The following is a 13,924-nucleotide window of genomic DNA, read 5'->3' as shown; positions in this document are numbered from 1 at the left end:
GCTGCTGATACTGAGTTCTTTCGTGCATCGCAACACCTTATACGAAACGGGTGTTGCACTTCAGATTTGAGGCTGCCCACTATTAAAGCGAAAGCAAGGCTCATTATCAAGCTCGTCATCGCGAATTAATCTTCTTCCATCGACGCAGACCTGCGTCAGTCAACAGGAGAAGAGTCATGAGTGAAGCAGCGCAGCGACATCAATCAGTCCTGGCGGGAAAGAACGTACTTGTCTTTGGCGGCACATCCGGGATCGGACTGGAAGCCGCCCTTCAGGCCAGGGACGCCGGCGCGCAGGTTATCGTGGTTGGTCGGACAGCGGCTGCCGCAGAACAGGCAGCAGCAGACCACGGTTTCGCCGGATGGCGGGCCGCTGACGTGACAGACCCAAACGCCCTCCAACTAGCGGTGCAAGACATACCTACCATCGACCACCTCGTCCTACTGGCGGGGACCTTCGTCTCTGGCAAGGTCCGAGACACTAACGTGGACTATCTTCGGCAGGCATTCGATGAGCGCATCTGGGCAGCTGTACACGTGATCCGCGCGCTGGGCGATCGACTGAGCAGCGATGGCTCGATCACGTTTATCTCAGGAAGTCTCGCGGATCGTCCGAACGCCTACGGAACCGCTATCCTTGCCGCAGCATCGGCGGCCATGGAAGCCTTTGCGCGAGGCCTTGCGCTAGAGCTTGCGCCGATCCGCGTCAACACCTTGTCACCCGGCCCAATCGATACACCCATTCTGCATAAGGCACTGGGTAATGCTCGTGACTCTGTCGTCGACCGGCTGAAACAAACGCTTCCTTTGCGCCGCCTCGGCACGTCGGGCGAAGCCGGTGCGGGTGTCGTCTTTCTAATGTCGAATGGCTTTATGAACGGCGCGACGCTGAACATTGACGGTGGTGCGCGTCTCGTCTAATCGTTGAACATCAGCGAAAGACGTTAGGATGCCGATATGATTGGTCGTCGATATTCGTGCTCAGGTCTGGCTCTTCACCATCGCAGCGAGTCGTGGCGTTCACTGGTGGCCTCTTGCATCGCTCATCCCTGCGCCGCATCAGCTTGATAACGAAGTAGGATCGATCGCCGGCCAAGCTCGTCACTGGCCAGTGCTTGCAGGTAACACTGGAAAGAGCGTTTAGTTCCCTGCCGGAGACTTCGACCCCTCGGCGGTCCGGCAGCCGCCGCCATAGAAACGTCGTCAACCGAAACTGGAATGCCGCCTTTGTCATAGGCGACTCGGTGCACTACACGGGCCTGATCATTCAGTTCACGCTCAGGATCGATCGAAAGGAATGGCGCACAAACCAGCCAGAAACTTCCCGTCAAGCAGGGCCGTTATCTGAGCAATTCTGCAACTCACCACAATGTGTTGCGTGGCGGCTAAATGTTTAATGCGTCGCTATCGGCATGGTCAAAGGTGGAGACTGTCTCCGCCAATCTTGAGTCGGAACGGGACCGGCATCCGCCGGCTCCGTTCCACTGACTACGTTACGCTGCGGCCAACGCGCGGTGCGGTGCGACATGCGCATCTTCCCTCAATCTGAACACCGCCACCGCGTCCCGCAGCGAGCCGGCCTGCTCCGCCAGCGCGTGAGCCGCCGCGGATGCCTGCTCGACCAGTGCCGCGTTCTGCTGTGTAGCCTGGTCCATCTGAGTCACCGCGAGATTGACCTGCTCGATACCGGTGCGCTGCTCTTGCGAAGCCGACGTGATCTCGCCGACGACCCCTGTCACGCGCTGCACCGAAGTCACGATGTCCGCAATGATGCTTCCCGCATCGCGCACGAGCGCCGAGCCCGTCTCGACACGCTCGCTGGAGTGCTCGATGAGTGACTTGATCTCTCGCGCCGCCGCCGCGCTGCGCTGCGCGAGCGCCCGTACTTCGCTGGCGACGACCGCGAAACCGCGCCCTTCTTCGCCCGCTCGCGCGGCTTCCACAGCCGCGTTCAACGCGAGAATGTTGGTCTGAAACGCGATCGTGTCGATGACCGAGATGATCTCGCTCACTTTCGCCGAGCTTTCGGAGATGCCGTTCATCGTTTCGACGACACGCTCCATCATCTGCCCGCCGCTTGCCGCGGTTTCGCACGCGGACCCCGCCAGCGACGATGCCGCCGCCGCATGGTCGGCGTTCTGTCGTACTGCCGATGTGATCTCTTCCATGCTGGCCGCAGTCTGCTGCAGCGATGCCGCCTGTTCTTCGGTGCGCGACGAAAGATCGAGATTGCCCGAGGCGATTTGCGCGCTTGCCGTTGCGACGCTGTGCGCGTTCAGGCGCACCTTGCTCACGACGCTCGCCAGACTCGACTGCATGTGCTTGAGCGCGACCAGTAATGCCGCGATCTCGTCCTTGCCGTCTGAATGGAAATCAAGCGAGAGGTCGCCTGCTGCGACTGCCTGTGCACATCCAAGCGCACGCGCTAGCGGACGCGACACCGACCGGCTGAAGAGATAGCCGCCGATCGATGCAAGCACGAGGACCGCCAGCATCAGGGTAATGCTGATGACGGTGGCCTGTTCACCGGCCCGGTCTGCCGCCTGGGACACTTCAGCGCTGTCTGCGGCAATCTTCTTTGCCGATTGCTCCAGCAATGCCGCCGGTTCGCGGTCGACGCCTGCTACGGCGTTGTCGCCGGCCGACGGTTCGTAGCCCTGCGCCTTGAACGCTTCGAAGCCGCGGCGATAACCTTCACCCATCGCGCGATGTGCTGTCGCGAACCGCTCGATCAATTCGCGACTCTCGCCAGCGGGCAACGTCCGCTTGAGTTCATCGGCAAGCTTATTCACCGTCGCTTCGCGCGATTGAAAGGCCGTCCAGTACTTGTCGAGCTTGGCGGGGTCCTTTCCGCGAAGCAGCGTGTCTTTCCATTCCTGCACTTGCAGCTTGAACGCGACGAGCGTCGCAGACACCATGCGTTCTTGTGCGACGTTGCGAGCGACTACTGTCCTGTAAGCGTCGATCGACTGATCAAGGGCGAAAACGCCGTAGAGTGCGGCGGCGAACATAAAAAGCAGCGCGGCTGCAAAAGCTAACGGGATTTTAAGGCTGAGTTTCATGGAAGGTCCGACGAAAACGGTTTACGCGGGTTCACAGGAGTCTTATCGGCTGTTTCTCAAGAAACTCAAGCCCGGAGGGCGATCTGTCGAAAGTAACGTGTTGAGCTTGCTGCCCGCATCGTGCTTGCGTCAGGTGCCGGACGAAGGAATAACGATCGAGACCAGGCGGAGAGATGAGGCCTCCGAACAGCGCGTGCTCGGCGCAGCACAGTGTCAGCGAGCGTTCTTCCCGGCAAGTCGACGCGAACAGGCATCCGCCGACGAGCGTCATCGCAGGTGCAAGCCAGTTCCGAAAGATGACATGCATGAACTCAACGGCGGCGGTGTAGTGGCGCTCGTGATCGCCATGAGCGCTTGTCGAGATGCTGGGCGAGATCACCTCCGCTCCAGTACGTCCGGCGGCTTCGGCTGAGTTGAGCTGTCTCACAGCGCTCGTCCGCGCGGACGGAGTTCAGTCGAAGTCACGTGCGCTGCGAACGACACCCGCCGTCTGGAGGCGCATCTCTTCGATCGACAGCACGAATGATGCGATGACCGCTAGAAGCGTTTGTTGCTCGTCTTGGCCGCCCGCACCGAGTCGTTCACAGACAGCATCCTACGACGGTAGAAGAGACGCCGCGCAGTGCGAGCCATCACTTCCTGTCCATCGAGTACTTCCCGGGTCCGGTTACGCACAGAAGCAGCAGTCCGCCCATGATGCTGACGTTCTTGTAGAAGTTGATCATGTTCGCGGCTCGTTCTGCGCCGGCCATCGTCCAGAAATGATGACCGATGAGCGCTGTGCCTAGCGTGTACAACGCAAACAGAAACGCGAGCGGACGAGTATAGAATCCGACGACAATCGCAAGCCCGACGAACAACTCCATTACGACAGCAATCACGGCCGAGAGCGCGGGAAACGGCGCGCCTGCTGTCGCCATGTAAGCGATCGTGCCTGAGAAACCCGTCAGCTTGCTCCAGCCGAAGATAATGAACAGGACCATCAGAAGCACACGCGCAACCAGGACGAGTTCGTCTTTGCGTCGCTCGAAGAGGGTATATCGCATGATCGTTCCCGTTTGAAACGGGGTGCCGCCGCTGACGCGGGGATAGCCCCAAGATTTAGAGAATGGGAGCGTTGTTTCGCCGCTCCCCTCATGCTAGCGGCTATCCAGCGATTTTTGCAGCGAGTTCGGCAACATGCTTGCCCTGATAGCGCGCGATCTCCAGTTCGTTCTGTGACGGCTGCCGGCTGCCATCAGCGCCGGCCAGCGTAGTTGCGCCGTAGGGCGTACCGCCAGTGATTTCATTCATGTTGGTAAGACCCGCACAGGCGTACGGCACCCCCACGATCACCATGCCCTGATGCAGCAGGGTGGTATGGAACGAAGTAATGGTGGTTTCCTGGCCGCCGTGTTGAGTCCCTGTCGATGCAAAAACGCTGCCGATCTTGCCGATAAGACCGCCTTTCATCCACAGCCCGCCGGTCTGGTCGAGGAATGTGCGCATTTGTCCTGCCATATTGCCGAAGCGCGTTGGCGTGCCGAAAATGATGGCGTCGTAATCGGCCAGTTCATCGGGTGTCGCGACCGGCGCCTTCTGGTCAAGTTTGACCCCGTAAGCAGCAGCCTGTTCGGCGGGGATCGTTTCCGGTACGCGCTTGATCGTCACCTCGGTGCCGGGAACGGCGCGCGCGCCCTCGGCCACCGCGTCGGCCATCGTTTCGATATGACCGTACATCGAATAATAAAGAACGAGTATTCTCGTCATGATGGCTCCTGGAATGAGGGTCGTCCGAGGAGTCGAACGGCCAAGACATATCATGCAACTCCGCGTCAGTCCCCGCCACATTGCGCGGGACGCACAGACGAAGCCGCGGGTTCATCAATCAGTTTGGTGATACATCGACGGCACGCGGGTTCAATCTAGTACATCAGCGACCCAACGTCTCGCTCGTCGCAGGAACGACTGGACATATTAATTTCGTACCGAGGCATCGTCGTCCTTGGAAAGCTGGCAACGCTTCACCGCCACACGGCCGTTGTACACACGATACTAAGTGAAACTTCATGCGCCGTTTTTCTCGTTCCGATCATTCCAGTCCCCTCCTTCGTCGATGAAAATCTTGTTGTCGTGAATAGTTATTGCAACCGGTGTGAGACGCGCACCACTGCATGGACCATCGACGCACAGTCCGTCCTCGAAACGAAACATCGCGCTATGGTGTGCACACATCAAGACTCGGCTCTCGTAAGTGCAGAAAATGTCCGCTTCATAATTAAGCGGCACAGAAAAATGCGGACATACATTGCGATACGCCCACGCGTCGTCTCCCCGACGCAGGATGAGCAATCCTTCACGAAATTCTTTTGCGCCTCCATCGGGAATAGAGGTCAGCGCGCCCAAGAACGTGCGATTTGTAGTCACTGGTTTCATAAGTGAGCCTTCCGATGGAAGCCGCACATGGGTCGAGCCCGCAAGCGACCCTCGAGCTTTCGACCTCGAACGCGCCCGCCGAAATTTGTTGACGCCAAGAGGCAGTGGCTTACCTGACGACTTGCCATCAAATCGTGCGTCTTGCAGCGAAGCACCTGCTCGGCAGACTCTTTGTCAGAGGCGGTGCTCCGGATTGCCGAAACTCCAGTCCCATGGTCTTACCTCGACGCGGTCGAACAGACCTGCTTGCATATAAGGATCGTTTCCAATAAACGCCATGACGTCGTTGATTCCTTCTGCCTCGACTACCAATAGCGTTCCGTTCATCGCATCGCATTGAGGGGCAAGCGTTGGACCCCCGAGTCGCACAAAGACGCCATGCTGAGAAGCAGCGTTCCTCAGGTACATTCTGTGAAGCGGTCTCACACGCTCGCGAACGTCACGCATTCCTGATTTATCGGTAGCAAAAACCGCGAAATAGCGTCTCATTCTTTTAGGTCCCGGTCGAGAGCGAAGTCGTAGCGCGCTTCGCGAAAGGCGCCGTCAAAGCGGAATTGACGCGCGAGCGCATCGCTCGCCGGTCGCTCGCGGTATGCCACCATGAGCGACGGCTTGACCCCGAAGACCGCGTCCGAGCTCAGAAACGGGTCGCCTTCGTCAAATAGATGGGTGACCAGGGTGCGAAAGCCTGGTGCGTCAATCATGAAGTGCATATGGGCCGGACGCCACGGATGCCGTCCCGTTGCTTCGAGCATCTTCCCAACCGGACCGTCCGTCGGTATCGGATAGCTGACCGGCACGATCGTCGAGATCGCGTAGCAGCCGCTGGCGTCAGTGCGATATCGTCCGCGCAGGTTGCCATGCTGTTGCGCCGTGTCCTGGCCCGAGTACATGCCATTCTCGGCGGTTTGCCATACATCGAGCACTGCGCCCGCTATGGGTTCGCCATCCGTCGTCAGGACACGGCCATGCACCAGCGCAGGTGTCCCGGACGTGAGCGCCATATTTTCTCCAAACTGGCGCTCGGGCATACCGTCAATGTAGAACGGGCCGAACACGGTACTGTCGGTCGCGCCTGTCGCGTATCGATGGTTGATCGCATCGACCAGCATGGACACGCCCAGTGTGTCCGACAGCAGGATGAACTCCTGTCGCACCACGTCATCGCACATCTTGCCCGTCGCGGTCAGGAACTGGACCGCCGCCATCCATTCAGCCTCGGTCAACTCGACTTCGTTGACAAACGCGTGAAGGTGCCGCACGAGGCTCTGCATCACCGTGCGCAGACGCTCGTCGGGTGTAGCTGCGAAGCTCGCCACGACCTGATCGGTCAAACTCGGTTCCGGTCCTTCCTTGTCAGCAAGCATATCCACCTCCGTCATCGTCGTCATGGCGCTCAGACCGGTACCGCGCCGCTCCAGGCACGCTGCAAGAGTGCTCGGATTGCCTCGCGCTCGATCGGGCGTGGATTCGCGTACGGGTTCTTGCAAGCGAGATCGGCCGCTTCGTCAAGGCCCGGTTCCGGCATGCCGAGCGCCTCAAGCGCGCCCGGAATGCCGAGCTTGCGGTTCAGCGCGAACAGCAGCGGTCCGGCCTGCTCGGCGTGAGATCCTCCAAGTGCGCGGGCAACTCGTCTGAGCGCTTCGGGGGCGGCCGCATGGTTGTAATGCGCCGTGTGAGGAAGCATTGCAGCGTGGGTTTGCGCGTGAGGCAGGTTGAACGTGCCGCCCAAGGTGTGGCAAAGCTTGTGATGCAGCGCCATGCCTACCGAGCCGAGGCACGTGCCCGCAAGCCATGCGCCATACAACGCGCGACTGCGCATCGTGGCGTCGCCGGGCCGCTGCACGATGACCGGAAGCGCCTCGCCTAGTGCGCGGATCGATTCCTCCGCCATCAAGCTAATCACCGGGTTGGCGTCTTCCGCGTAAAGCGCTTCCACCGCGTGCGCGAGCGCATTGACGCCAGAGGCGGCCGAGATCGCCGCAGGCAGAGAAAGCGTGAGCGACGGATCGTAGATCACCGTACGCGGCAGCACGCGTGGATCGCGCCCGGTGCGTTTGAGACGCCCTTCAGTGAGTCCGAAGATCGGCGTCATTTCCGAGCCCGCATAGGTCGTCGGCACCGCGACAATCGGCAGCGGCGATTCGAGGGCGATCGCCTTGCCCAGCCCAATGGTCGAGCCGCCGCCGACCGCCACGCAGCAATCCGCATCGAGCGCGGCGGCCGCATCGCGTGCGGCACGCGCCACCTCGACGGGCACATGCATGACGGCTTGCGCGTGCACGCCCGCCGCACGCGTGCCGAGGTCCCGGGCGACGCGGTCAGCCAGTTGCTGTTGCTCCGGCGTCGCAAGAATCAACGCGCGCCTGGCGCCGAGACGCTCGATTTCCTCGGGTAACCGTGCGAGCGCGCCCCACTCGAACACCACGCGCGAAGGCATGCCCTGATAGACGAACCGCTCCATGACGGCCTCAGCGCTTGAAGTGCGGCGGCACGTTGCCGTCGACGTTGACCCACACCGAGCGGGCTTCCGTATAGTCGTGCATTGCTTCAAAGCCCATCTCGCGGCCATAGCCCGACTGCCCCACGCCACCGAACGGGCTACCTGGATTGACACGCTTGTAGCAGTTGATCCAGCACATACCCGCATTGATCTTTGCCGCCATGCGATGCGCACGTGAGAGGTCACGTGTCCACAGGCCGCTGCCCAGCCCGTACTCGGTGCTATTGGCGATCGCCAGCGCCTCGTTGTCGTCTTTGAAGCGCAGCACCGTTACAAACGGGCCAAATACTTCTTCCTGCGCGACCCGATCCTGCGGCGTCCTGGCCTCGATCACCGTGGGCCGCACGTAATACCCCGCTGCCAGCGACGCATCCTGCGGTGCGGTGCCGCCAGTCAGTATGCGCCCGCCCTGCTCGCGCGCCACATCGACGAACGCCTTGACCCGCTCGAGGTGCTCGCGCGAAGTCAGTGGGCCCATCTCCGTTTCGGGATCGAGCGGATTGCCCACCCGGACCGATGCGGCCAGCGCGACGAAGCGTTCGAGGAATTCATCGGCGATGCGCTCGTTGAGAATGAGGCGCGAGCCTGCGATACAAGCCTGGCCCTGGTTGTGGAAGATGGCCCACGCGGCGCCGTTGATGGCGGCGTCGAGATCTGCATCTTCGAAGACGATGTTGGCGCCTTTGCCGCCCAGTTCCAGCTGCACGCGCTTGAGGTTGCCTTGCGACGCCTGGACGATGCGCCGGCCTGTCGCGGTCGACCCGGTGAAGGCGATCTTGCCGACGCCCGGGTGCTCCGCTAACCGCTGGCCGGCCGTATGGCCATAGCCCGTCACGACATTGACGACGCCGGCCGGAAAGCCCACTTCCGCCATCAGTTCGGCGATGCGCAGCGTAGAGAGCGGCGTGATCTCGGACGGCTTGATCACGACGGTGTTGCCGGCTGCGAGCGCGGGACCCATCTTCCAGCTCGTGAACATCAGCGGGAAATTCCACGGCACGATCTGGCCGACGACACCGATCGGCGCGCGCTGCACATAGTTCAGAAAGCCGGTTTCGACGGGAATTACCGAGCCCTGCAGCTTGTCGGCCATGCCGCCGAAGTAGCGAAAGCAGGCCGCGGTGCGCGGCACGTCCAGTGCCCGGGAATCGCGGATCGGGTGGCCCGTGTCGAGCGATTCAAGTTGAGCGAGTTCTTCGGCATTCGCCTCGATGGCATCGGCGAGACGCAGCAGCAGGCGGCCGCGCTCGGCAGCGGAAGTGGCGGACCACTGCGGAAAGGCGCGCGTAGCGGCAGCAACGGCAAGATCGACGTCAGCGGCCGTGGCCGCCGCGATCCTCGTGATGAGCGAGCCGTCGTGCGGGTTGAGCACGTCGATGGTGCCGCCTTCCACTGCATCGGTGAAGCGGCCGTCGATGAAAAGCTGGGTTTGCATGGAGAAATCCTCGGTGGTACCAGAAGCCGGCGGCTCAGAAATCAACCGGATAGGGCTTGAGTTCCCCGGTTTCGTAACGCTTCGGCAGATTGGGGGTCGCGTTCTCCCAGACGAGCAGCATCGAGCGCTTCGTTGAATAGCCCTGGTGGCGGATATCTGCCGGCATCGCGCAAATGTCGCCTGCCCGCATCGTGATGCGTGCACGCGGCGCGCCGGTGTTCTTGTCACCGATATCCCAGACGATCTCGTCCGACAGTTGAAGGAACCATTCGACCCGATCATTGCCATGGAAAACCGGCAGGATGTATTCCTCGGTGGTCGGGCAAAAGAGACTCGGGCCGCACACCGACGTCACAGACGGATTCCACGTCACGTCAGAGCGCGACAGGTACTTGAAGAGACTGAACGCGTGCAGTTGCCCCTCGAAACCCGGTTCGACGTGAACCTCCGGTTCGTCCTGTGGCACGTCCGCAAACGCGCGATTCACCGGCAGATCGTCGCGCAACGGCGAGTCGCCTTCGAGTCCCGGCATGCGACGCGTAGCAATGCGCGTGCGCTCGATGGCGGCGTCGTTGTCGCCGTGCTTGCGGCCAAACGCGGTTCCGGTTTCTTCGGGAGCGGCGAACGGATCGAAACCTTCGTTGGTCCAGTCGTGCAGGATCGCCTTGAACGTCGCCATGATGGTGGGCGTCTCGAACGTTTCGCTATAGTCCACACCCGCGTCTTTCATGATGCCGTTGAAGGACCCGGCGTACACATCGACCTTGCCGTAGTGATTGCGCGTGCCGAATACGTGGTCGAAGTTGACCCAGCCGTAGAAGAAGCCCCAGGCTACGTCGCGCATCATCGCGCGCAGGAAGGCATCGGCGGGCACGGCGTGCGTGCGGGTTTGACCCTTCGCGGGCCAGTTGATTTTGACGAAATACTCGTCGCGCATGAATTCGAACGCGCCAAGCGTAAAGCGCCGATAGCCGGTCACCGCGTCCGGTTCGCTCGCGCGCACCGTGTGGGCGGCGAAGTCAACCGGATGATCGAAGGTTTCGAGGCTAGCCATGTGAAGTCTCCTGATGATGTTCTGATGGTCGGCTCTGACGAATGCCAATGCGCCGTCTCGGTGACGGCGTGTCAGTGCAGGCAGATGTCGGCCCACTTCTCTACGGACAGCTCGCCCAGCATCGTTTGGACGAGCGCGACGCCCGGCCTGGAAGCGCTGAAGCGATATGCACAGCCGGCCGGCAGCAGTGCCTGATGTCCCCGGCGCAACACGATGTGACCCATCGCGCGGCCGGCCGGCTGCTCGCCCGACGCGGCTGCGAGCACGGTGCCCTTGCTGCTCTGCGGCGGTTCAGCGAGCTTGATGAAATCGATGCGGACTTCACCGTCCATCAGAATGGCGAACTCGTCGTGTGTACAGGCGAACCACGGCGACTCTCCTTCCGTGCGCAATGCCTCGATGACATAGTCGAGGTTCTTGCCGACCACGACTTTTTCGTAAGAGGCGGAGTGCGCTGCGACTTCGAAGATGTTGGAAAAAACGTAGTGGCGTGCGGAGCCACTGGTGATTTCGATGTCGCCCTTGCGGTAGTTGTCGAGCGAGCCAAGGACGGTATGAAATGACGTCTCTGTCATCGTTGTCTCCTGTTGGAAAAGTTGTTAGATCCAACTTTATGAGTACAACAGGATGACAACAAGCGGACCGTGCGCGATTACGGCGTTTGCGATTCGCGAATAATCCCCGGCATAGTCTGCATTAGCTGACCCAGCCGCGCTCGATCAGCGGCAGATCCCAGCCGGGCTCAGGGCCGAGCCGGTCGGCCAGAAATTCAACGAGGGCTTTTACCTTCAAAGCCTGCCGCTGAGTAGCCGGGTAGACCGCCGCGAAGTTCAGCGGCGATAGCGCATAGTCAGTCAGAATGGGCACGAGCGATCCATCCAGCAGCGCAGCACTCGCCACCAGCGTCGGCAGACAGACCACCCCTCCGCCCGTGAGAGCGTAGTCGCGCAGCAGATGCACGGAGTTCGAACGGATCATGCCGGGCAACTCCATTTCGAAGACTTCTTCGCCGCGCTTCATTGTCCAGCGATTGCGCGATGGATAGCCCGAGTAGAGCGCCGTTGTATGGTCGAGTAGTTCGCGAGGATGTTGCGGTGCGCCATGCTCGTCCAGATATGAAGGCGCAGCGCAAAACAGCCGTCGTACCGTAAAAAGACGCCGCTCAATGAGTGATTCGGAGATCGGTGGAAAGATCTGGAACGCGACATCGAAGCCCTCTTCGATAGGATCGACGACGCGGTCATTGACGATTACATCGAGCTGAATCGCCGGATAGCGCCGGTTGAATTCAGCCAGTGATGCGCCGAAATGACCTAGCGCAAAACCGGGCAACATCTGGATTCGCAAGCGTCCGGTGGGCGTCGCACGCAGTTCGCGCATCTGATCTGTCAACTCGTTGACGCGTCCCACGACTTCCGCGCACTCGCGATAGAAAGTTTCACCGACATCCGACAGCCGCACGTGGCGCGTACTGCGGTGAAATAGCGGCGCGTTGAGAAACTTCTCCAGTTGCTGGATTCGGTTCGTGACAACGGAGCTAGTTACGCCGAGTTGGCGCGCCGCCTCCGCGAAGCTCGTGGTTTCAGCCACTCGCACAAACGCCTCGATGCTGAGAAAGCGATCCATGTTGTCCCTTCCGCCCGTGTCGTGCAGCCAGTGTAGCTCCGGCGACGCGCGGATTTGCATCGGTTACTGCGATCTGCACGAGCGCGAACGCGGCGTGGACCCGCCGTCAGTCGGTTACGGTAAGTGATAAAAACGCACCAGGGTGCCTCGCCTCTTGCGAAGCGTCGGCACCTCTAGGCGATGAATAGGAACAAATTAGTCGGGCTGCCCAGCCACAGGAAGTTTCATCGCAGTCCCATGATGGCGACGCAGTTTGGCGGGTGCGGTTTCCGTGAGCAGCAAGCTTACGCCGATGCCAAGCACAACCGCACAGATAGGCAACCAGAGAATATTCTGGATGCCGAACCGCGTAGCCACAAAACCGGCGAGCGCGGGCGCTATGCCACCGCCGAAGATCTCGCCCGCACCGACCACGATGCCGATAGCAGTCGACACCATGCCGACAGGCGCGGCCTCCGTGGCGACTGGTCCAGACAGCAACGACACGAGTCCCAGCGTAAAAAACGACGCGACGAACAACACGGCGAACAACGCGACCGGCTGCGCGCCGAGTTCGCGAAACACATACAGCATCGCCGCGGTGCCCGTAAAGCCGACGATGCTGGCAAGGCGACGTCCGACCAGATCGGAGAGTCCCGGCAGACAAAATTGACCGACGAATCCGCCGAAGCCGATTGCCGACAGCACAACGCCCATTCGCTGCGTGTCCAGCCTGAGGTAGTCAGTCAGATAGAGCGGCAGCATGGCGCCGAGCACGAAGACGCCCGTCATCGCGCAGAACAGAGCGGTCATGGCGATGGGAATGTTGCGGCTTTTGAATACGTCGCGCCAGTTGCCTCGTGGCGGCTGCGCACTGGCGTGGAAATGCGGTGCGGAAGTCACGCGCGTTGCCTGAGGTTCGCGAATGACGCGGTACATCAGCAGGCCAAGGATCAGCCCAGGAATCGAAACCAGTGCAAACACCCATCGCCACGTCATCACGCCTAGCAACTGCGTAGCAATGATCGGCGCAAGTGCGAGGCCGAACAGCGCGAAGCCACTTTGCTGAAGGCCGAGGTTGAAGCCACGGCGTTTAGGATGCGAGGCGTCGGCTGTCGCTGCAAAGCTCGTCGGGCAAAACGAGCCTTCGGCGACACCCATCAGCGCGCGCACAGCCAGCAGGCTCGCAAGGCCACCTGCCACACCGGAAAAGCCCGATAGTAAGGAAAAAATGATGATCGCCGGAATGAGCACCTTGCGGCGTCCCACCTTGTCGGAGATGCCGCCCATCAAAGCAGCGAAGACACCCCACGACAGGCCCAGTATGCCGATGCAGTTTCCGACGTCCTGCGCAGTCAAATGCAGGTCTCTCATGATGGAAGGGAAAAGCGGTGCGATAAGCCACCGGTCCAGGCCTACTAAGCCAAAGCCCAACGCAAGCAGCGTCACGGCTTTCCATTCGTAGGAGGTATCCCACTGTTTCGCATTCATCGATGTCTCCTGTTTAAACCGTCGGCAGCCGTGCGCGGAGGTGTCCGGCCGGCGCTAGGTGCGCAGAATGTCCACGCGCGGTTCATTAAGTGCTGGTTGCTCTCGATCCGGCGATGGTGACGTCTTGCAGCTTGTCGTCGCCGACACTGTAAGAGTGGCTCAAGCGCCCTTCGCATAAAACGTGGGGATCGACGAATGGCTCATTCGCGAATCACGAAGAATCGTGACGACCGGGCCGGATGGCGCTTGGAATGGCCATGCGGATACCGCCGAGCGGTTGTTGAGAGGCTCTTTGTCAGCTACTTGGGGGTTCTCCGGATAGACGCGCGAATACTGGTGCGAGCGTGCGGAGTATCCATT

General features: G+C 60.8%; 14 protein-coding genes. 1 reads left to right on the top strand and 13 read right to left on the bottom strand.

Annotated elements, in window-relative coordinates; genetic code table 11:
* Positions 1-176: 176 nt before the first annotated feature.
* Positions 177-920: an SDR family oxidoreductase gene (locus AB6804_RS21995; protein ID WP_370888269.1), complete on the top strand. Its 744-nt coding sequence runs from the start codon at positions 177-179 to the stop codon at positions 918-920.
* Between the two features lie 572 nt (positions 921-1,492).
* Here the strand turns inward: AB6804_RS21995 and AB6804_RS21990 are convergent.
* The 13 genes from AB6804_RS21990 to AB6804_RS21930 all read right to left on the bottom strand — a co-directional run bounded on the left by AB6804_RS21990 (position 1,493) and on the right by AB6804_RS21930 (position 13,564).
* Positions 1,493-3,061 carry a methyl-accepting chemotaxis protein gene (locus AB6804_RS21990; protein ID WP_370888268.1) on the bottom strand — a complete coding sequence of 523 codons (1,569 nt, stop codon included), beginning with the start codon at positions 3,059-3,061 and terminating at the stop codon, positions 1,493-1,495.
* A 31-nt stretch (positions 3,062-3,092) separates the two neighbouring features.
* Complete coding sequence (locus AB6804_RS21985; protein ID WP_370888267.1) at positions 3,093-3,440, bottom strand: hypothetical protein; 348 nt, start codon at positions 3,438-3,440, stop codon at positions 3,093-3,095.
* 253 nt (positions 3,441-3,693) lie between these two features.
* Entirely contained in the window at positions 3,694-4,107 is a 414-nt protein-coding gene (locus AB6804_RS21980) for a DoxX family protein (RefSeq protein WP_370888266.1), read from the bottom strand.
* Between the two features lie 100 nt (positions 4,108-4,207).
* Positions 4,208-4,810: an NAD(P)H:quinone oxidoreductase gene (wrbA, locus tag AB6804_RS21975; protein ID WP_370888265.1), complete on the bottom strand. Its 603-nt coding sequence runs from the start codon at positions 4,808-4,810 to the stop codon at positions 4,208-4,210.
* Positions 4,811-5,107: 297 nt separating this feature from the next.
* On the bottom strand, positions 5,108-5,476 hold the full coding sequence (locus tag AB6804_RS21970) for a Rieske (2Fe-2S) protein (RefSeq protein ID WP_370888264.1): 369 nt from the start codon (positions 5,474-5,476) through the stop codon (positions 5,108-5,110).
* A 174-nt stretch (positions 5,477-5,650) separates the two neighbouring features.
* The gene (locus AB6804_RS21965; protein WP_370888263.1) at positions 5,651-5,965 is read right to left on the bottom strand and encodes a YciI family protein; all 315 of its coding nucleotides are present in this window, start codon (positions 5,963-5,965) and stop codon (positions 5,651-5,653) included.
* Positions 5,962-6,843, bottom strand: a complete 882-nt coding sequence (locus AB6804_RS21960) for an intradiol ring-cleavage dioxygenase (protein ID WP_370888275.1) — start codon at positions 6,841-6,843, stop codon at positions 5,962-5,964. The genes AB6804_RS21965 and AB6804_RS21960 overlap by 4 nt, the downstream gene beginning before the upstream one ends.
* A 29-nt stretch (positions 6,844-6,872) precedes the next feature.
* Complete coding sequence (locus AB6804_RS21955; RefSeq protein WP_370888262.1) at positions 6,873-7,940, bottom strand: maleylacetate reductase; 1,068 nt, start codon at positions 7,938-7,940, stop codon at positions 6,873-6,875.
* A gap of 7 nt (positions 7,941-7,947) precedes the next feature.
* Positions 7,948-9,414 carry an aldehyde dehydrogenase family protein gene (locus AB6804_RS21950; RefSeq protein ID WP_370888261.1) on the bottom strand — a complete coding sequence of 489 codons (1,467 nt, stop codon included), beginning with the start codon at positions 9,412-9,414 and terminating at the stop codon, positions 7,948-7,950.
* A 34-nt stretch (positions 9,415-9,448) separates the two neighbouring features.
* Positions 9,449-10,468, bottom strand: a complete 1,020-nt coding sequence (locus AB6804_RS21945; protein ID WP_370888260.1) for a hydroxyquinol 1,2-dioxygenase — start codon at positions 10,466-10,468, stop codon at positions 9,449-9,451.
* Between the two features lie 71 nt (positions 10,469-10,539).
* Complete coding sequence (locus tag AB6804_RS21940; RefSeq protein ID WP_370888259.1) at positions 10,540-11,043, bottom strand: hydroxyquinol 1,2-dioxygenase; 504 nt, start codon at positions 11,041-11,043, stop codon at positions 10,540-10,542.
* A gap of 121 nt (positions 11,044-11,164) precedes the next feature.
* Positions 11,165-12,094 carry a LysR substrate-binding domain-containing protein gene (locus tag AB6804_RS21935; protein WP_370888258.1) on the bottom strand — a complete coding sequence of 310 codons (930 nt, stop codon included), beginning with the start codon at positions 12,092-12,094 and terminating at the stop codon, positions 11,165-11,167.
* A gap of 195 nt (positions 12,095-12,289) precedes the next feature.
* Positions 12,290-13,564 carry an MFS transporter gene (locus AB6804_RS21930; RefSeq protein ID WP_370888257.1) on the bottom strand — a complete coding sequence of 425 codons (1,275 nt, stop codon included), beginning with the start codon at positions 13,562-13,564 and terminating at the stop codon, positions 12,290-12,292.
* Positions 13,565-13,924: the final 360 nt, after the last annotated feature.

Origin of the sequence: Caballeronia sp. RCC_10 (assembly GCF_041360715.1) — a bacterium.
GTDB classification, from domain to species: Bacteria; Pseudomonadota; Gammaproteobacteria; order Burkholderiales; family Burkholderiaceae; genus Caballeronia; species Caballeronia grimmiae.
Note: the sequence above shows the minus strand (reverse complement) of the source record. Positions and strands in the feature narration are given on the sequence as shown.